Origin of the sequence: Streptomyces sp. HM190, from assembly GCF_009857135.1 — a bacterium.
GTDB classification, from domain to species: Bacteria; Actinomycetota; Actinomycetes; order Streptomycetales; family Streptomycetaceae; genus Streptomyces; species Streptomyces heilongjiangensis.
The window spans coordinates 5418652-5435154 of the sequence record NZ_CP047318.1 but is presented as its reverse complement, the minus strand read 5'-3'; the positions used below and the strand labels follow the sequence as shown (position 1 = coordinate 5435154).

19 protein-coding genes are annotated in these 16503 nt (G+C 70.6%); 12 read left to right on the top strand and 7 right to left on the bottom strand.

What is annotated here, in order from left to right:
- Positions 1–136: 136 nt before the first annotated feature.
- From sdhC to GSY65_RS23285, 4 genes are read left to right on the top strand one after another with little or no spacing between them, the layout of a single operon-like run.
- A complete protein-coding gene (gene sdhC / locus GSY65_RS23300) occupies positions 137–517 on the top strand; it encodes a succinate dehydrogenase, cytochrome b556 subunit (protein ID WP_099969586.1) in 381 nt (126 codons plus the stop codon).
- 5 nt (positions 518–522) lie between these two features.
- On the top strand, positions 523–1014 hold the full coding sequence (locus GSY65_RS23295) for a succinate dehydrogenase hydrophobic membrane anchor subunit (protein WP_055538321.1): 492 nt from the start codon (positions 523–525) through the stop codon (positions 1012–1014).
- A 23-nt stretch (positions 1015–1037) separates the two neighbouring features.
- The gene (gene sdhA, locus GSY65_RS23290) at positions 1038–2792 is read left to right on the top strand and encodes a succinate dehydrogenase flavoprotein subunit (protein WP_159772023.1); all 1755 of its coding nucleotides are present in this window, start codon (positions 1038–1040) and stop codon (positions 2790–2792) included.
- Positions 2792–3553 (top strand): succinate dehydrogenase iron-sulfur subunit, encoded by a 762-nt coding sequence (locus GSY65_RS23285; RefSeq protein ID WP_159772021.1) that lies wholly within the window; start codon positions 2792–2794, stop codon positions 3551–3553. The genes sdhA and GSY65_RS23285 overlap by 1 nt, the downstream gene beginning before the upstream one ends.
- A gap of 143 nt (positions 3554–3696) precedes the next feature.
- On the opposite strand, the gene GSY65_RS23280 is transcribed toward GSY65_RS23285, so the two are convergent.
- The 3 genes from GSY65_RS23280 to GSY65_RS23270 form a co-directional block, all read right to left on the bottom strand.
- The gene (locus GSY65_RS23280) at positions 3697–3960 is read right to left on the bottom strand and encodes a TM2 domain-containing protein (protein WP_159772019.1); all 264 of its coding nucleotides are present in this window, start codon (positions 3958–3960) and stop codon (positions 3697–3699) included.
- A gap of 417 nt (positions 3961–4377) precedes the next feature.
- The gene (locus GSY65_RS23275; protein ID WP_159772017.1) at positions 4378–4776 is read right to left on the bottom strand and encodes a DUF2752 domain-containing protein; all 399 of its coding nucleotides are present in this window, start codon (positions 4774–4776) and stop codon (positions 4378–4380) included.
- Positions 4769–5260 carry a TM2 domain-containing protein gene (locus GSY65_RS23270; RefSeq protein ID WP_159772015.1) on the bottom strand — a complete coding sequence of 164 codons (492 nt, stop codon included), beginning with the start codon at positions 5258–5260 and terminating at the stop codon, positions 4769–4771. Before GSY65_RS23270 ends, GSY65_RS23275 begins: the two co-directional genes overlap by 8 nt.
- A 530-nt stretch (positions 5261–5790) precedes the next feature.
- On the opposite strand from GSY65_RS23270, the gene GSY65_RS23265 reads away from it, so the two are divergent.
- The 3 genes from GSY65_RS23265 (at position 5791) to GSY65_RS23255 (ending at position 8334) form a co-directional block, all read left to right on the top strand.
- A complete protein-coding gene (locus GSY65_RS23265; RefSeq protein WP_159772013.1) occupies positions 5791–6582 on the top strand; it encodes a hypothetical protein in 792 nt (263 codons plus the stop codon).
- Positions 6583–7120: 538 nt separating this feature from the next.
- Positions 7121–7447, top strand: coding sequence for a hypothetical protein (locus GSY65_RS23260; protein ID WP_159772011.1), 327 nt, complete (start codon positions 7121–7123; stop codon positions 7445–7447).
- 48 nt (positions 7448–7495) lie between these two features.
- Positions 7496–8334 (top strand): IS5 family transposase gene (locus GSY65_RS23255; RefSeq protein ID WP_236579749.1). Its coding sequence is split into 2 segments (ribosomal slippage): positions 7496–7859 and positions 7859–8334, totalling 840 coding nucleotides; the frame shifts between segments, so codons are not numbered across the junction.
- Here the strand turns inward: GSY65_RS23255 and GSY65_RS23250 are convergent.
- Entirely contained in the window at positions 8335–8664 is a 330-nt protein-coding gene (locus tag GSY65_RS23250; RefSeq protein ID WP_159767260.1) for a hypothetical protein, read from the bottom strand. It lies immediately after the preceding gene.
- Positions 8665–8942: 278 nt separating this feature from the next.
- Here GSY65_RS23250 and GSY65_RS23245 point away from each other — a divergent pair, with 278 nt between their 5' ends.
- From GSY65_RS23245 to GSY65_RS23230, 4 genes are all read left to right on the top strand, one after another.
- On the top strand, positions 8943–9353 hold the full coding sequence (locus GSY65_RS23245; RefSeq protein ID WP_159772009.1) for a VOC family protein: 411 nt from the start codon (positions 8943–8945) through the stop codon (positions 9351–9353).
- A 141-nt stretch (positions 9354–9494) separates the two neighbouring features.
- On the top strand, positions 9495–9920 hold the full coding sequence (locus GSY65_RS23240) for a hypothetical protein (protein ID WP_159772007.1): 426 nt from the start codon (positions 9495–9497) through the stop codon (positions 9918–9920).
- Between the two features lie 4 nt (positions 9921–9924).
- Positions 9925–10569 carry a thiol-disulfide oxidoreductase DCC family protein gene (locus tag GSY65_RS23235; protein WP_159772004.1) on the top strand — a complete coding sequence of 215 codons (645 nt, stop codon included), beginning with the start codon at positions 9925–9927 and terminating at the stop codon, positions 10567–10569.
- Between the two features lie 18 nt (positions 10570–10587).
- On the top strand, positions 10588–11412 hold the full coding sequence (locus tag GSY65_RS23230) for a TetR family transcriptional regulator (RefSeq protein ID WP_159776297.1): 825 nt from the start codon (positions 10588–10590) through the stop codon (positions 11410–11412).
- Between the two features lie 173 nt (positions 11413–11585).
- Here the strand turns inward: GSY65_RS23230 and GSY65_RS23225 are convergent, their stop codons facing one another.
- The 3 genes from GSY65_RS23225 to GSY65_RS33990 form a co-directional block, all read right to left on the bottom strand.
- A complete protein-coding gene (locus GSY65_RS23225) occupies positions 11586–13142 on the bottom strand; it encodes an ABC transporter substrate-binding protein (protein WP_159772001.1) in 1557 nt (518 codons plus the stop codon).
- A gap of 179 nt (positions 13143–13321) precedes the next feature.
- The gene (locus tag GSY65_RS23220; RefSeq protein WP_159776296.1) at positions 13322–14725 is read right to left on the bottom strand and encodes a metallophosphoesterase; all 1404 of its coding nucleotides are present in this window, start codon (positions 14723–14725) and stop codon (positions 13322–13324) included.
- A 16-nt stretch (positions 14726–14741) separates the two neighbouring features.
- Positions 14742–14984 (bottom strand): SCO4848 family membrane protein, encoded by a 243-nt coding sequence (locus GSY65_RS33990; RefSeq protein WP_159771998.1) that lies wholly within the window; start codon positions 14982–14984, stop codon positions 14742–14744.
- Positions 14985–15105: 121 nt separating this feature from the next.
- Between GSY65_RS33990 and GSY65_RS23210 the strand changes: the two genes are divergently transcribed.
- Positions 15106–16413 carry a D-alanyl-D-alanine carboxypeptidase family protein gene (locus GSY65_RS23210; protein ID WP_236580003.1) on the top strand — a complete coding sequence of 436 codons (1308 nt, stop codon included), beginning with the start codon at positions 15106–15108 and terminating at the stop codon, positions 16411–16413.
- Positions 16414–16503: the final 90 nt, after the last annotated feature.

Below are 16503 nucleotides of genomic sequence, written 5' to 3'. Positions count from 1 at the left end.
GATCACACCGCCATACCCGGCTTAAGCGCCGCACGCACACGTCGCTACGATGGCCAGGGCCGGTGGACCGTACCCGGCCGGGTCAGACCGACAGACAAGCCGGCCGGCCCCAATCCCGCTCCCGGAGGGTTCTTCCGTGCCGGCTGGAACGCTGTACCGCGGCCGGGAAGGAATGTGGTCCTGGGTGGCTCATCGAGTCACCGGCGTCCTCATCTTCTTCTTCCTGTTCGTACACGTGCTGGACACCGCTCTCGTCCGTGTCTCCCCCGAGGCCTACGACAAGGTCGTGGCCACGTACAAGACGCCGATCGTCGCGCTGCTGGAGTACGGCCTCGTCGCCGCCATCCTCTTCCACGCGCTCAACGGCCTTCGGGTGATCGCCGTCGACTTCTGGTCGAACGGCCCGCGTCACCAGAAGAAGATGCTGTGGATCGTCCTCGGCGTCTGGGTCGTGCTGATGATCGGGGCCCTGTACCCCGTCCTCGGTCACGCCGTCCGTGAACTGTGGGGGAGCTGACAGCCATGTCCACCACTGAGACCACCGCCTCCGGCATCGGCCCCGTCGAGGGCTCGGGCACCCTGTCGGGCTACAGCCCGGAGAACCCGGCGCCGCTCATCGAGCCGCCCCGCAAGCGCACCAAGAAGACCCCGAAGTCGACCCGCGGCAACTTCGAGATGGCCGCCTGGCTGTTCATGCGGCTGTCCGGCATCGTCCTGGTCGTCCTGGTCATCGGCCACCTGCTGATCCAGCTCGTCCTCGACGGCGGCGTCTCCAAGATCGGCTTCGCGTTCGTCGCGGGCCGCTGGGCGTCCCCGTTCTGGCAGGTCTGGGACCTGCTCATGCTGTGGCTGGCGATGCTGCACGGCGCCAACGGCCTGCGCACGGTCATCAACGACTACGCCGAGCGGGCGAACACGCGGCTGTGGCTGAAGGGCCTGCTGTACACCGCGACGGTGTTCACCATCCTGCTGGGCACGCTGGTGATCTTCACCTTCGACCCGAACATCCGCTAGGCACGGGGCTGAGGCAACCGATCATGAAGATCCACAAGTACGACACCGTCATCGTCGGCGCCGGCGGCGCCGGTATGCGCGCCGCGATCGAGTCGACGAAGCGCAGCCGCACCGCCGTGCTGACCAAGCTGTACCCGACCCGCTCCCACACGGGCGCCGCGCAGGGCGGCATGGCCGCCGCGCTCGCCAACGTGGAGGAGGACAACTGGGAGTGGCACACCTTCGACACGGTCAAGGGCGGTGACTACCTGGTCGACCAGGACGCCGCCGAGATCCTGGCGAAGGAGGCCATCGACTCCGTCCTCGACCTGGAGAAGATGGGCCTGCCGTTCAACCGGACGCCCAACGGGACGATCGACCAGCGCCGCTTCGGCGGTCACAGCCGCAACCACGGCGAGGCCCCGGTCCGCCGGTCCTGCTACGCGGCCGACCGCACCGGCCACATGATCCTCCAGACGCTGTACCAGAACTGCGTCAAGCACGGCGTGGAGTTCTTCAACGAGTTCTACGTCCTCGACCAGCTGATCACCGAGGTCGACGGCGTCAAGAAGTCCGCCGGCGTCGTGGCGTACGAGCTGGCGACCGGCGAGATCCACGTCTTCCAGGCGAAGTCCGTGATCTACGCGTCCGGCGGCTGCGGCAAGTTCTTCAAGGTGACGTCCAACGCGCACACCCTCACCGGTGACGGCCAGGCGGCCGTGTACCGCCGGGGTCTGCCGCTGGAGGACATGGAGTTCTTCCAGTTCCACCCGACCGGCATCTGGCGCATGGGCATCCTGCTGACGGAGGGCGCCCGCGGTGAGGGCGGCATCCTCCGCAACAAGGACGGCGAGCGCTTCATGGAGAAGTACGCGCCGGTCATGAAGGACCTCGCGTCCCGTGACGTCGTCTCCCGCTCCATCTACACGGAGATCCGCGAGGGCCGCGGCTGCGGCCCCGAGGGCGACCACGTCTACCTGGACCTGACGCACCTCCCGCCGGAGCAGCTCGACGCCAAGCTCCCGGACATCACCGAGTTCGCGCGGACCTACCTCGGCATCGAGCCCTACACGGACCCGATCCCGATCCAGCCGACCGCGCACTACGCCATGGGCGGCATCCCCACCAACGTCGAGGGTGAGGTCCTGGCGGACAACACCACCGTCGTGCCGGGTCTGTACGCCGCCGGTGAGGTCGCCTGTGTCTCCGTGCACGGCGCCAACCGCCTCGGCACGAACTCGCTGCTCGACATCAACGTGTTCGGGCGCCGGGCCGGCATCGCGGCCGCCGAGTACGCGCAGAAGGCCGACTTCGTCGAGCTGCCGGAGGACCCCGAGTCCCTGGTCGTCGAGCAGATCGAGCGGCTGCGTTCCTCGACGGGCAACGAGCGCGTGGCGGAGCTGCGCCGTGAGCTGCAGGAGACCATGGACGCGAACGTCATGGTGTTCCGCACCGAGCAGACGATCAAGACGGCCGTCGAGAAGATCGCCGAGCTGCGCGAGCGCTACAAGAACGTGGCGATCCAGGACAAGGGCAAGCGGTTCAACACCGACCTGCTGGAGGCCATCGAGCTGGGCAACCTGCTCGACCTGGCCGAGGTCATGGCCGTCTCCGCGCTCGCCCGCAAGGAGTCCCGCGGCGGTCACTACCGCGAGGACTACCCGAACCGCGACGACGTCAACTTCATGCGTCACACCATGGCGTACCGCGAGGTCGGCGACGACGGCTCCGAGACCGTCCGCCTCGACTACAAGCCGGTCGTCCAGACCCGCTACCAGCCGATGGAGCGTAAGTACTGATGGCTACCCCTGTTCTGGACAAGGTCGAGGCGGAGTCCGCGGCCTCCCCGTACATCACGGTCACCTTCCGGATCCGCCGGTTCAACCCGGAGGTCGCGGCCGAGGCGGTGTGGGAAGACTTCCAGCTGGAGATCGACCCCAAGGAGCGGGTCCTCGACGGTCTGCACAAGATCAAGTGGGACCTGGACGGGACGCTGACCTTCCGCCGTTCCTGCGCGCACGGCATCTGCGGTTCGGACGCCATGCGGATCAACGGCAAGAACCGTCTGGCGTGCAAGACGCTGATCAAGGACATCAACCCCGACAAGCCGATCACGGTCGAGCCCATCAAGGGCCTCACGGTCCTCAAGGACCTGGTCGTGGACATGGAGCCGTTCTTCCAGGCTTACCGGGACGTGATGCCCTTCCTGATCACGAAGGACACCAACGAGCCCACGCGTGAGCGGCTGCAGTCGGCGGAGGACCGCGAGCGGTTCGACGACACGACGAAGTGCATCCTGTGCGCCGCCTGCACGTCCTCGTGCCCGGTGTTCTGGAACGACGGCCAGTACTTCGGTCCGGCCGCGATCGTCAACGCCCACCGCTTCATCTTCGACTCGCGTGACGAGGCCGGCGAGCAGCGGCTGGAGATCCTCAACGACAAGGACGGCGTGTGGCGTTGCCGCACGACGTTCAACTGCACGGACGCCTGCCCGCGCGGTATCGAGGTCACCAAGGCGATCCAGGAAGTGAAGCGCGCGCTGATCACGCGCCGCTACTAGGACTCCCCGGCCTCACCCGGGGCCTCTCCCGGGGGGCCTGTCCTGGCCGTACGACGCTGAGGGCCCCGCTCCGATTCCGGAGCGGGGCCCTCAGCGTTGTCGCCGTACCCCACCGGGCCCAGCCAGGGGCCGGGGGCGCGGTGTCAGCCGCGCAGGACGCGGCCCTGCGCGTCGGTGCGGTCGTTGCTCGTGAGGAACAGGATGCCGTCGATCAGGGCCCAGATGCCCAGACCACCGCAGGTGAGCAGCTGGGCGACACCCACGCCCACGGAACCGACGTAGAAGCGGCCGATGCCGAGCCCGCCGAGGAACAGCTGCAGCACGCCGGCGACGATCTTCGACTTGTCGGAGTAGGGGCGACCCTGCGGGTCGTAGCCGAAGGGAGCGTCAGGGGTGGGGACGGTCATGGAAGTAACTCCTGGATGTACTGACTGAAAGGCCGAAGCGGATTGCTCCGGGGGGAGTCCAGGAGGGAGGGCGCGGCAAAAACCGGCAGCAATCGGGCACGGCGAACGCCGGCCGACGATCGAGCACGACGTAATCCCCCGTCATCCCCCCTGTCGCCGTTGCAGCGTAGTGAGGCTCATGAGACGGATGGGAGGGGAAACCGCCGATCGTTCCGATTCCGTGATCCGGTTCCAGCCAAGTTGCGACAACTGCGCGACATAAAGCGGGCGTAAGGGATTTACGGCGGCCGGAACGGGAAGGCGCAGGGGTCACGCGGAGACGCCCCGGCCGCTCAACGGCGATGGCTGTTCAACAGAGATGGCCGTTCAGTGGAGACGGCCGTTCGGTGGAGACGGCCATCCAGTGGAGACGGCCGTTCAGTGGAGATTGCGGACGACCGTCCAGGTCACCGCGATGCCGAGGATCAAGGCCTGGGTGCGGGGCTTCAGCCGGGGGCGCCAGCGGCGTCCGCGCAGCCCCTCGACGAACCAGCGGCCGAGCAGGACGAGCGCGAAGGGCGCGGCGAGCAGCAGCACCCGGTTGTCGTGCCAGGCGGCGGCGAACTGGCCGTGCATCAGGTCGTACACCATGCGGGTGCCGCCGCAGGCGGGGCAGAGCAGCCCCGTGACGTAGCGGACCGGGCACTGGGGCAGCAGATGGCCGGGCTCGTGCGGGTTGGTGCCGTACAGGTAGGCGGCGCCCGCCAGCCCGGCGGCGGCCACCGCGAGGGGGGCCGCCGCCGGGTGTCGCAGGACGGCGGGGCCGCGCTCAGCCACGCAGGACCCGCCCGTTGGAGTCCGTGGTGTTGCTGCTCGTCAGCAGGATGATGCCGTCGACCAGCGCCCAGATGCCGAGGCCGCCGCAGGTGAACAGCTGCGCGAGGCCCAGGCCGACGTGGCCGATGTAGAAGCGGCCGACGCCGAACGAGCCGAGGAACAGCGACAGGATGCCGGCGACGATCTTCGACTTGTCGGAGTACGGGCGTCCGTACGGGTCGTACCCGTACGGGGCGTTGGGGTCACCCGTGTACATGCCGCCGACCGGGGGCGCCTGGTAGCCGTAACCCGGCTGGGCGCCCTGCTGGGGGTAGCCGTAGCCAGGAGCGGCGCCCGGCTGCTTGTACGCGTCGTGCTGGTAGCCGCCCTGCGGGGTGCCGTAGGGGTTGGCGCCCGGCGCCTGGCCAGGAGCCTGGTTCGGGTACCCGTAGCCGGGCTGGGGCGGCTGCGGGGGCTGAGCGGGCTGCTGGGGCTGCTCGGTCACGGTACTGACTCCTGCGTGTTGATTGCTTGATCGGCTGGATATGGGCTGTCCGTCATATTGCAGGAGGGAAGGGTCCGGAGAGAAGTCGGTCCTTCGGCCGGTCCCCCGCCCGGGACCCGCAGCTACGCGGAGACACGGTCCGTGACCACGGTCGGCCGAGGGTCGTCGGATCGGTGATCTCCCCGCCCCCGGCCGGCGGCACTGCCTGACCGAGGATGACAGCGAGCATACGAGCGCCCTCGCAGGGGGGACAGCCGGTCTGGGCCATTCCGTTCCTTCCGGTCCCGTCGTGGGCGAGCCGGGGAGCCGGGGCAGGTGAGCGGCGTGCGCCGGTCACCCCGCCCTCTCCGACGAGGACCTGTCCTCCGCCCATCCCCGCGGATCCTGTTCGATCGCACGACCGACACGGTGGCGGAGCCGCACCTGAAGCCGGTCTTTACGGAGCAGGGGGCGCCGCGCGCATGGTTGCCCCTGGCCGGATCGCATCCAACTCGCGTGACGGACGAGGTTGTTGATTCCAGACTGATCCCATGACCTACCTGAGGAAAGCCGTGGCCGCGTTGTCGGCCGCGGCCGCGATCCTGATCGCGACACCCCCCACTGCCTCGGCGACCCCCACCCCGCACGACGTGCACGGCGGGACCTTCGTGAAGGAGAACTTCAACCGGCTCCCCCTCGGCCCCGTCACCGGCGGCCGTGGCTGGACCACCGACACCGCGAACGGCTCACTGAGTGTCGTGCGCGCCGCCGACGGCCGCGGCCGGGAACTCCGCATCCGCACCGACGGCAACGGCCGGGCCTTCCTGGTCCTCCCCGACCTCGCCCCGCCCGGCAACAGCTTCTGGGCCCGGATACGGCTGCGGGTCGACCGCTTCCCGACGGCGCCCGACTGGGCCCACTGGACCCTCGCGGAAGCGTCCGGCTCCGACTCCCCCACCCTGGTCCGCCCGCTCGGCGGCCAGTACGCCCCCACCGACAAGGGCAACTTCTACGGCGTCGGATCCGACCTCGGCCCCACGGGCGACTGGACGAACTGGCGCACGTCCGCGCCGGCCGCCGACGGGGCCTGGACCTGCGCGGAGTTCCACCTCGACGCCGCCGACAACCGGGTCACCGTGTACCTCGACGGCGTCGCGCAGCCCGACCTGACCGTCTCCACGAAGCAGCACGGCGGCACGGCGGACGACTTCGTCTTCCCGACGTTCGACAAGCTGAAGCTGGGCTGGCAGCTGTACCAGGCGAACCCGAGCCCGGCCGCGTTCGAGATGCGGATGGACGACATCGCGCTGAGCACGCGGCGGGTGGGGGGCTGCGGGCGCTGAGCCGGTCCCTGCAGGACACCGCCGAGAGGTCCGACCGCCGCCCGGACAGGCACGATGCCCGGTGGCCCCGGACGGCCGGTCGGCGAGCCGAACCATGCCCGGCCAGGAACGGCGTCGCGGGCCGGACACCTCCTGCGACCGCCCAAGATGTTGCGGAGGGCGGGCCGCTCGTACAGTCTCGAGTCAGGTCCGCTGCCCCTCGCGTGCGCGTGCGGGAACCCGCCGCGCTGATCGCACGCGTCGCCTGGACCTCGCCCAGGACATGACCCCCTCAGAGGCTGTCCGACGACTTCCGACGGGTTGTGCCGCGGTGAATCCTCCCAGCCACAGGCAAGGCGATGGAGAGCCATGTCCGGTACCTCATGGGAGCGGTCCCCCCGGACCGCCGTACTGAAGTACGACGGCACTCTCGAAGTGAACGAAGGAAGCAAGCCGGATGCGCCTTGTGTCTTTCAACGAGAGTGGGTCAAGCAGGCGGCACTCGCGCCCGGCCTTGTCGGCGCCTTGATCACGGACGGACATGTCTGGCTCAAGGGCGGTGACCTGTCAGGCAAGACCTGGACGGACGAGTTGCACGACTTGGGTCAACACCCATGACGATGTCATTCAGCTCGTCCTCGCCGGCAACCGCATCGCGGTGCTGTTGGCCGACGGCACCGCGCGGGTCAAGGAAGGCGCCCTTTCCGCCGGCTGGAACGACTTGGGCTCCCAGATCACTCAAGTCGCCCTCGCCGGTGACCGTATCGCCGTTCTCAGCGCCGGCGGCGCCCTTCGCCTGTCGCAAGGACCCATGGAACAATCCTCCTTTGTCGACGGACCTGACCATGTGGTGCAGGTCGTCATGGACTCGGGTGTGATCTCTTAGAACTCCTAACGAAATGATCTTCGAGGTGGTTGGATCACTCCGGGACCGATGATCCGGAGGTGTGGGGTGGCGCGGCCGAAGCCGTGGGAAGTCGATGACGACCTGTGGGCGGTGATCGAGCCGCTGTTGCCCAGGGTTGAGCGTCGGGCTCGACATCCGGGGCGCAAGCGGCACCCGGACCGGCTGGTGTTTCAGGGCATCTTGTTCGTGCTGCACACCGGGATCGCATGGGAACACCTTCCGCAGGAACTCGGCTTCGGCTCCGGCATGACGTGCTGGCGCCGCCTGGCCGAATGGACCAAGGCGGGTGTCTGGCCCCGGCTGCACGAGGTACTTCTCGCCAAGCTCCGCAGCGCGAACGCCCTGGACTTCTCCCGCGCGGCGGTCGACGGCTCCCACATCCGCGCGTTAAAGGGGGCTCCAAGACGGGACGAAGCCCTGTCGACCGGGGCAGGACGGGCAGCAAACACCACCTGATCACCGACGCGACCGGCATCCCACTCGCCGCCACCCTGACCGGCGGCAATCGCAACGACGTCACCCAGCTGATCCCGCTGCTTGAGGCCGTACCACCGGTGCGGGGCAAGCGCGGCCGGCCCCGGCACCGCCCAGACGTGGTGCTCGGAGACCGCGGCTACGACCACGACAAGTACCGCCGTCTGGTCTGGGACCTCGGCGTGAAGCCGCAGATCGCCCGACGGGGCACCGAACACGGTTCCGGGCTCGGCAAACAACGATGGGTCGTGGAGCGCGCGTTCGCCCACCTGCACTGGTTCCGCCGCCTGCGGATCCGCTGGGAGATCCGCGACGACATCCACGAAGCCTTCCTCAGCCTCGCTTGCAGCATCATCTGCTGGCGACGGCTGAAGAAGCTCCGGCCTCTTTAACTATCGGTGTCCTGGGCAGCCCTGAAGCCGCGATCCTGGATCACCGGGAAGACGCGCTGTGTAGCGGCGATCCAGGCGTCGACCTCGGCATGATGACCTGATCGCGCTGATCAGCGCCTCGATCACGTCCAGCTTCGGCTTACCGACGTTCCGGCTGAGCTCGTCCATCGACACCTCTTGGTACGACATGACCAGCTGCCACCAGAACCGCATGAGGAAGCGGCACTCCTGCGGGTCACGATCGTCTGCGAGGCGGTCATGAATGACCCTCTGGACGCGCCGCCGCTGCTCGTCGTCACGGAAGCCGGTGTTGAGGTCAGTCAGGGTCACGCCCGGACACTAGCAACCGCGTTCGCCCACGCCCCCGGCGTGGACCTCAAGTCCACGTTGGGCATTCCGATAGGAGTTCTTAGGACGCTGCGGATCGCAAGCCGCCCCTGAGCGGCAGGGCTGTGCGGAATCCTGTTCGTCCTGCATACCGGCGTTCAGCGGGAACACCTGCCCCAAGCGCCGCGCCACCCCGCCCCCCTTCGCCCGTTCCGCCGACCCTGTCGCGTCGTCCGCCGTCGCTCCCGCGGTTCCGCCGACCCGCGCTCTAACCTGACGACATGTCAGATGATGAGTCGTACGAACTGCTCGGCTTCGACAACGTCCTGCTGTCCGTCGGCGACCTCGACGAGGCCGTCGCCTTCTACGGGCGGGCCGGTTTCGACGTCGCCTTCCATCTCGACGAGGTCGGGATCGCGCTGCTGAAGGTGGGCAAGGAGACCCCGGGACTGCTGCTCCGGCTGGAGGACGAGCTGCGGCACCGGCCGCCGGGGTGGGCCACCGCCCGGGTGTGGCTGGAGGTGCGCGACGCCCGGTCCGCCGCGCGCGCCCTCGCGGCGGCGGGCGTCCAGTCGGCCGACCCGCCGTTCTCCGTCGCCACCGGCTGGACCGTCGAGTTCGCCGACCCCTGGGGGAACGTCATCGGCCTCACCGACTACACCAAGCGGCCCGAACTGGCCCGCACGTCCTGACCCGTCCACGGCACCGCCCCGCGGCACCGCCCCCTCTCCCACCTCCTCCCGACCTCCGCTTGAACATGTTCAAAAACAGGTCTACTGTCTCACCGACAGCACGTTTTGAACGCGTTCAAGTAAGCCGGCAGGGGTGGGGGCATGGACCTCACGGTCGTCGCGTACGTCATCTATCTGCTGGTCAGCGTGGGGCTGACCGTCTGGGTGGCGAGGACGCTGAGCCGCAACGGGCGGATCTTCCTCGGGGATGTGCTGCGGGGGAACGAGAAGCTCGCGGACGCGGTGAACCACCTGCTGGTCGTCGGGTTCTACCTCGTGAACCTGGGCTTCGTGGCCCTCTACCTGAACACCGACGGCGCCATCGAGAGCCCCCGCGTGGTGTTCGAGGCGGTGTCGGCGAAGCTCGGCGTGGTGCTGCTGGTGCTGGGGGCGCTGCACCTGGGCAACGTGTTCGTGCTCAACAAGTTCCGGCGGCGGGGCGCCATGGAGCGGGAACAGGTGCCGCCGGTCGCGCCCCAGGGCTGGACCACGCACGGGGCGCCCTCGGTCCCGCCGGCCGGGGCGTGACCCGATGACGGCGATCGAGACCACCGCCGACCGGGGCGCCGAGCGCGTCCCGGTCCGCGGGCTCACCGTGCTCTACGACGCCCGGTGCACCCTCTGCGTCTTCGTACGGGAGTGGCTGGGCCGGCAGCGGCAGTTGGTGCCGCTCGACTTCGTGCCGGCCGGGTCCGACGAGGCCCGGCGGCGGTTCCCCGTCCTCGACCACCGGGCGACCCCCGCGGAGATCACCGTCGTCGGGGACGCCGGGCAGGTGTACCGGGGCCCCGCCGCCTGGGTCGTCTGCCTGTGGGCGCTGCGCGAGCACCGGCCGCTGGCCCACCGGCTGAGCACCCCCGCCGGGGCCCGGCTCGCCCGCGGCGCGGTCCTCGCCGCCGCGAAGTGGCGGGGCGTCGCGTACGGGAGCGGTACGCGCGCGGCGCTCGGGCAGGGCGGGGCGGGCGCCCCGCAGCAGGGGGGCGGCGGCGTCCACTCCCGCGTGGACGGCTGGACGTACGACCCCCGGCAGGGGTGGACGTACACCGCGCCCCCGCCCCGGCCCGACGCCCCGTCCGGAGCCGCGCTCGGCGGTGCCGCCGCCCCCGCCTCCGCCCCGGACGCCCCCTCCCCCGCCCTCCCCGGCGGCTGCGACGGCGGTGCCTGCGCGACTGGTTAGGCTCTGCCCGTGCCCGCAGTGAACGACGAACCCAGCGCAGAGCCCGGCCCCGAGACACCGGCGGCCGAGACCCCGGCGGCGGAGCCACCGGCCACCGACGGCGACCGCGACGACGGGGCACCCGGCGGCCCCCGGGGCGGCTCCGCCAAGTCCGAGCAGACCCGCGCGCTCATCCTGGAGACCGCGCTGCGGCTGTTCCAGGAGCGCGGGTACGACAGGACGACGATGCGGGCGATCGCCAAGGAGGCCGGCGTCTCCGTCGGGAACGCGTACTACTACTTCGCCGGCAAGGAGCACCTGATCCAGGGGTTCTACGACCGGATCGGCGCGGAGCACCGCGCGGCGGTGCGGCCGGTGCTGGAGCGGGAGACGGATCTGCAGGCGCGGATCGCCGGGGTCCTGACGGCCTGGCTGGACGTGGCGGAGCCGTACCACGAGTTCGCGGCGCAGTTCTTCAAGAACGCGGCCGACCCGGACAGCCCGCTCAGTCCGTTCTCCCCGGAGTCGGCGGGGGCGCGCGAGGAGTCCATCGCGATCCACCGGCAGGTCCTCGCCGGTGCGAAGGCGAAGGTCCCGGAGGAACTCCGGCAGGTGCTGCCCGAGTTGATGTGGCTGTCCCAGATGGGTCTCGTCCTGTACTGGGTCTTCGACCGCACGGAGGGCCGCGAACGCAGCTACCGCCTCGCGGAACGCGGGGCCCGCCTGACGACCCGAGGCGTCTCCCTGGCCCGCTTCCGGGTCCTGCGCCCCCTCGTCCACGAGGTCCACGAACTGTTCACGGACTTCCTGCCGGGCATGACGAAGGCACTGCCGGACCCGGGGGGCGACAGGAACGACGGGTGATCACTCTCGGGTGAGGGCCGCGCCCCCGCCGGGGCCTGCCGCCTCGGGGTGGCCACGGCCCACGGCGGCGAGGTCACGGCGGCGAGGTCACGGTGACGACGTCGCCGGGCCGGGGCCTGAGGGTGACGGTGACGCTGCCGCCGGCCTGAACGGTCGGCGGCGTCCGCGCGCCGTCAGATCCAGGTCAGCCGCCACAGCCGGAACACCCCGGTCGCGTCCGACAGGTACTGCGCCCCGCCGACGTCCTCCGTGCTGAGCACGTACTCCTTGCGCTGCCACAGCGGGATCAGCGGGACGTCCTGCGCGACGACGTCCTGGAGGCTCTTGAAGTCGTCCACCGCCCGGCTGCGGTCCTCGTGGCGTCGGCCGTCCCGGATGAGGCGGTCGGCCTCCCTGCTGCTGTAGCCGTTCTTCAGGGAGCCGTCGGTGCCGACGAGGGGCCCGCTGAAGGTGTCGGCGTCGGGGAAGTCGGCCACCCAGCCGACGCCGTACGCGTCCAGCCTGCCGTCGGCGTAACGCTGCTGGAAGTCGGCCCAGGGGTATGCCTTCGTCGTCACGTAGAACAGCCCGGTCGCCTCCAGTTGCCGCTTCAGCTCGGCGGCCTCGGCGACGGCCGACTCCCGGCCCTCGGCGTACCCGTACGTGAAGCGCACGGGCATGCTCACGCCGGCCGCGTCGAGGAGCCTGCGGGCGCGCAGCGGGTCGGGCTTGGGGTACGTGTCGAAGAACGAGGTGGTGTGGCCCGTGACACCGGCCGGGATCAGGGAGTACAGCGGGTCGGTGGTGCCCTGGTAGACCTGGGAGACGAGTTTCTCCCGGTTGATCACGGCGGCCAGTGCCTGCCGGACGCGGCGGTCGTGGAGGGGCGAGTTCTCCCGGACGTTGAGGACCAGGTCGCGGGTCTCGGTGCTGTCGGACTCCGTGACCCGCTGGTCGGGGTCGCCGGGCGACAGGCCCGCGAGCACGGCGGGCGGCAGGGTGCGCGCGGCGACGTCGACCCGGCGCGCCTGCCACGCCTCCGCCAGCGCGGCCGAGTCCTGGTAGTAGCGCACGAGGACCTGTCTGCCGGAGTGCTGGACGGCGCCCCGGTAGCGCTCGTTGGGGCTGAGGCGGGCCTGCCGGTCCTTCGTGTACGACGTCAGGACGTACGGCCCGGTGCCGTCGGCGCCGCCGTCGGTGCGCAGCCGGTTCGCCGGGTACGCGGTGCGGTCGACGATCGACCCGGCGCCGGTCGCGATCTTGTACGGGAAGGTGGCGTCCGGCGCGGTGAGGCGGAAGCTGACGGTCGGCCCGTCGACGCTCACCGACTGGAGGGTGTCGAGGAGCGGGGCGGGGCCGACGTCCGCGTTGATCCGCTTGATCCGGTCGAAGGAGAACTTCACGTCGGCGGCGGTCACCTCGCGTCCGCCGGGGAACCTCAGTCCCTGGCGCAGGGTGCAGCGGTAGACGGTGAGCGTGCCGCCGGCGAAGGCGCAGTCGCGCGCCGCGTCGGGGACGGGGTTCGCGCCGCCGGGCTCGAACGTCAGCAGCGACTGGAAGACGTTGTTGAACAGGGCCCAGGAGCCGGCGTCGTACGCGCCGGCGGGGTCGAGGGACGTGACCGGGTCACTCGTCCCGACCGTGATCGTCCTGTCCGTGTCGCGCTGGGCGGGCAGCAGTTGCCAGCCGCCGATCGCCGCGACCGTCAGCACCAGCAGCGACGCGAGAACCCGCACGCGAACCGACCGCATCGGCGCCCCTCCCCATGACTCCACCCGGCCCACGACGCTCCATGGCTACGCGGTGGCGCCGATCACCTAACCACACGCGTTCATACGCACGGAAGAGGGGTTTTGTTGAGTTGAGAGAGAACTCGTGAAGTCCGGGGAGCACGTGAACTACGCGCTTCCCACGAGATGCTGACGAACCGTCACGCCTGTTTCGAGGCCAGCTCCACGACGGTGACGTCCGACGGCGCCCCCACCCGCACCGGGGGCCCCCACGCGCCCGCGCCGCGGCTGACGTACAGCTGGGTGTCGCCGTAGCGCTCCAGACCCGCGAGGGTGGGGTTGGCGGCCTCGGCGACGTAGTTCATGGGCCACAGCTGGCCGCCGTGGGTGTGCCCGGAGAGCTGGAGGTCGACGCCGTGGTCGACGGCGTCATGGATCTGCACGGGCTGGTGGGCGAGGAGCACCACGGCCCGCGAGGTGTCCCGGTCGCCGAGCGCCCTGGCGAAGTCGGGGCCCTGGCCGTCGTCCTCCCCGGCGAGGTCGTTCACCCCGGCGAGGTCGAGGTGCGGCAGCTCGCGTCGGTCGTTCTCCAGCGGGGTCATGCCGAGGCGCCGCACCTCCTCCACCCACTGCTCGGCGCCGGAGAAGTACTCGTGGTTGCCGGTGACGAAGTAACTGCCGTGCCGCGCCCGAAGGCCCGCGAGCGGCGCCGCCGCCGGGCCGAGGTCCTTCACGCTGCCGTCGACGAGGTCGCCGACCACCGCGATCAGATCGGGCTGGGTCGCGTTGATGGTGTCGACGACCTTCTGCGCGAAACCCCGGCCGAGCATCGGCCCGAGGTGGATGTCGCTGACCACCGCGATCCGGAAACCGTGCGCCGCGCGCGGGAGCTTGGCCAGCGGCACGGTGACCCGCTTGACGCGGGGGCCGCGGACGACGCCGTACGTGCCGTAGCCGACCGTCCCGACGGCGGCCGCGGCGACGGCCCCGCCGACCGCACGGGAGACGAAGAGGCGCCGGGAGACGCCCGTGGGGGACGCGCCGGCGGGCCCGTCGGCGGAGCCGGCACCGGGTGCGGTGCCGTCCGCCGGGGCCGGGCCGACGGACTCGGCGGCGGTCGGACCGACCGGGTCGGCGGTCATGGCCGAGGTCGTGGTCGCGTCGATGGTCGCCGTCGGGTCGGCGGTCGCGGTGGCGTCGGCGCGGTCCGTGGGCTTCGCGCCCGCCGGTACCGGCTCCGGTGCGCGCACCGCCGGCCCGGACCGCTCGTCCGGGTCGGGGGCGCGGCGCGCGAGCAGACGGTTCAGCAGGGGGCGTACGACCTCACCCGCCAGAAGGGCCAGCAGCAGGTACAGCGAGAGGGCGAGCCACAGGAAGCCCGGCCAGCCCAGCGTCTGCTGCAGCCAGAAGGGCGCGCCGCCGCGCTCGGCGCCGAAGGCCGCGAACAGCAGCACCGGCCCGGCGATGAACACACCGGTGCCCACGCGTCTGGCGAGACCCGGCCCCCGGGTCGTGTCGCGCACCAGCCGGCGCCAGGCGTACCAGTGCAGGACGGCGAAGGCGGCCAGCACGAGCAGGGCCACGAGAACGAAGACGATCACCATCACGTCGTACTCCCCGTCACGTCGTCCCACGAAGTGCGCGCAGACCACGCAACCCGATGACGCCGATGACCGTCCCCAGGACAAAGGAGACGACGGCGAGCGTCAGATGCACCCAGAAGTACGCGGTCGGATCGCCCGCGTCGTCGAACGCGAGGCCGCTGCCGTCCTTCCAGAGATTCCGGATGAAAGTGACCCAGATGACCCAGCTCCACACCCCGAAGGCGAGCAGGAACCAGGAGAGGGGGCGGCTGAGCTTCATGAGTTCAGTATCACCGCCGTCCGCCGGTGCCCCGCGCCGGGGTGCGGGCGGGGGCACGGGTGGCGCGGTGGCCGAGAACCGCGGTGGGACTCACCGGGCGGAGCCATGTACTTTCTCGATCGTGTCCGCCTCCAAGAAGACCGCCAGGCGCTCCCTGCCGGTCACCTCCGCCCTTGCCGTGTCCCTCTCGTTGACGTCGCTGTTCTCCCCGGCGCTCGCCCCGGCCGCCCACGCCGCCGACCCGACCCCGAGCGGCAGCGCCTCCCCGTCGGCGACTCCCCCGGCGACGATGTCGACCGTCGGAGGCGAACAGCTGGGCAGGCCGGGGACGCAGGCCAACCTGGGCGGTGACGCGCCGGTGGTGCCCAAGGGCATCAGCGCACGCTCGTGGATCGTGGCGGACGCCGAGTCGGGCGAGGTGCTGGCCGCGCACAACGCGCACTGGCGGCTGGCGCCGGCGAGCACGCTGAAGATGCTGTTCGCGGACACGCTGCTGCCGAAGTTCAACAAGGACGACAAGCACAAGGTCACCCTCCCCGACCTCGCCGGTGTCGGCGCGGGCTCCAGCATGGTCGGCATAAAGGAGAACGAGACGTACACCGTCCACGACCTGTGGCTCGGCGTCTTCCTTCGCTCCGGCAACGACGCGGTGCACGTCCTGTCCGCGATGAACGGCGGCGTCAAGCAGACCGTCGCCGACATGAACGCCCACGCCGAGGAGCTGCAGGCCCTCGACACGCACGCGGTCAGCCCGGACGGGTACGACGCCAAGGGGCAGGTGTCGTCGGCCTACGACCTGACGCTGATCGCCAGGTCGGGGCTGCAGAAGCAGGACTTCCGGGAGTACTGCTCCACCGTGCGCGCCACGTTCCCCGGGGAGACGAAGAAGGGCAAGAACGGCAAGCGGAGCCGGTCGTCCTTCGAGATCCAGAACACCAACCGGCTACTGACGGGCGACAGCGGACTGGACGCCTACCAGGGCATAGCGGGTGTGAAGAACGGCAACACGACGAACGCGGGCGCGACGTTCACGGGGGTCGCCGAGCGGGACGGCAGGGTGCTCCTCGTCACCGTCATGCACCCCGAGAAGCAGGAGCACAACCAGGTCTACAAGGAGACCGCGAAGCTGTTCGACTGGGGGTTCGCCGCGGCGGGCAAGGTGCAGCCGGTGGGTGAACTGGTGGCGCCGAAGGGCGCGGAGACCTCCGGTGGCAGCGCCGAGCCCAGCACGCAGCCGGGGGGTACGGCATCGGCCACCTCTCCCGCGCCGGGCTCCGCCGGTGGGGGCGGCAAGGCGGTGGCCTCCGCGGCGTCCGGCGGGACCGGCGGGATCGGGATCGCGCTGGGGATCACGGGCGGGGTGCTCGCCCTGGTGGCCGGCGCGGTGTTCCTGGTCAACCGGAAGTGGCCCCTGCGGCGGGCGAAGTAGGGCGTCGCGGCCCCGTGCCCCTGAGAAGCGCCCGGGGCCGCGCCCGTCCTGCCGGCTGAGGGCCGGGCCGCAGGCCCGAAGCCTTCAGGG

Coding starts and splice junctions, on each gene's coding strand:
- GSY65_RS23225 (WP_159772001.1), bottom strand. CDS start 13,142: ATGCGGTCGGTTCGCGTGCGGGTTCTCGCGTCGCTGCTGGTGCTGACG.
- GSY65_RS23235 (WP_159772004.1), top strand. CDS start 9,925: ATGACGGCGATCGAGACCACCGCCGACCGGGGCGCCGAGCGCGTCCCG.
- sdhA (WP_159772023.1), top strand. CDS start 1,038: ATGAAGATCCACAAGTACGACACCGTCATCGTCGGCGCCGGCGGCGCC.
- GSY65_RS33990 (WP_159771998.1), bottom strand. CDS start 14,984: ATGAAGCTCAGCCGCCCCCTCTCCTGGTTCCTGCTCGCCTTCGGGGTG.
- GSY65_RS23240 (WP_159772007.1), top strand. CDS start 9,495: ATGGACCTCACGGTCGTCGCGTACGTCATCTATCTGCTGGTCAGCGTG.
- GSY65_RS23295 (WP_055538321.1), top strand. CDS start 523: ATGTCCACCACTGAGACCACCGCCTCCGGCATCGGCCCCGTCGAGGGC.
- GSY65_RS23265 (WP_159772013.1), top strand. CDS start 5,791: ATGACCTACCTGAGGAAAGCCGTGGCCGCGTTGTCGGCCGCGGCCGCG.
- GSY65_RS23285 (WP_159772021.1), top strand. CDS start 2,792: ATGGCTACCCCTGTTCTGGACAAGGTCGAGGCGGAGTCCGCGGCCTCC.
- GSY65_RS23220 (WP_159776296.1), bottom strand. CDS start 14,725: ATGGTGATCGTCTTCGTTCTCGTGGCCCTGCTCGTGCTGGCCGCCTTC.
- GSY65_RS23245 (WP_159772009.1), top strand. CDS start 8,943: ATGTCAGATGATGAGTCGTACGAACTGCTCGGCTTCGACAACGTCCTG.
- GSY65_RS23280 (WP_159772019.1), bottom strand. CDS start 3,960: ATGACCGTCCCCACCCCTGACGCTCCCTTCGGCTACGACCCGCAGGGT.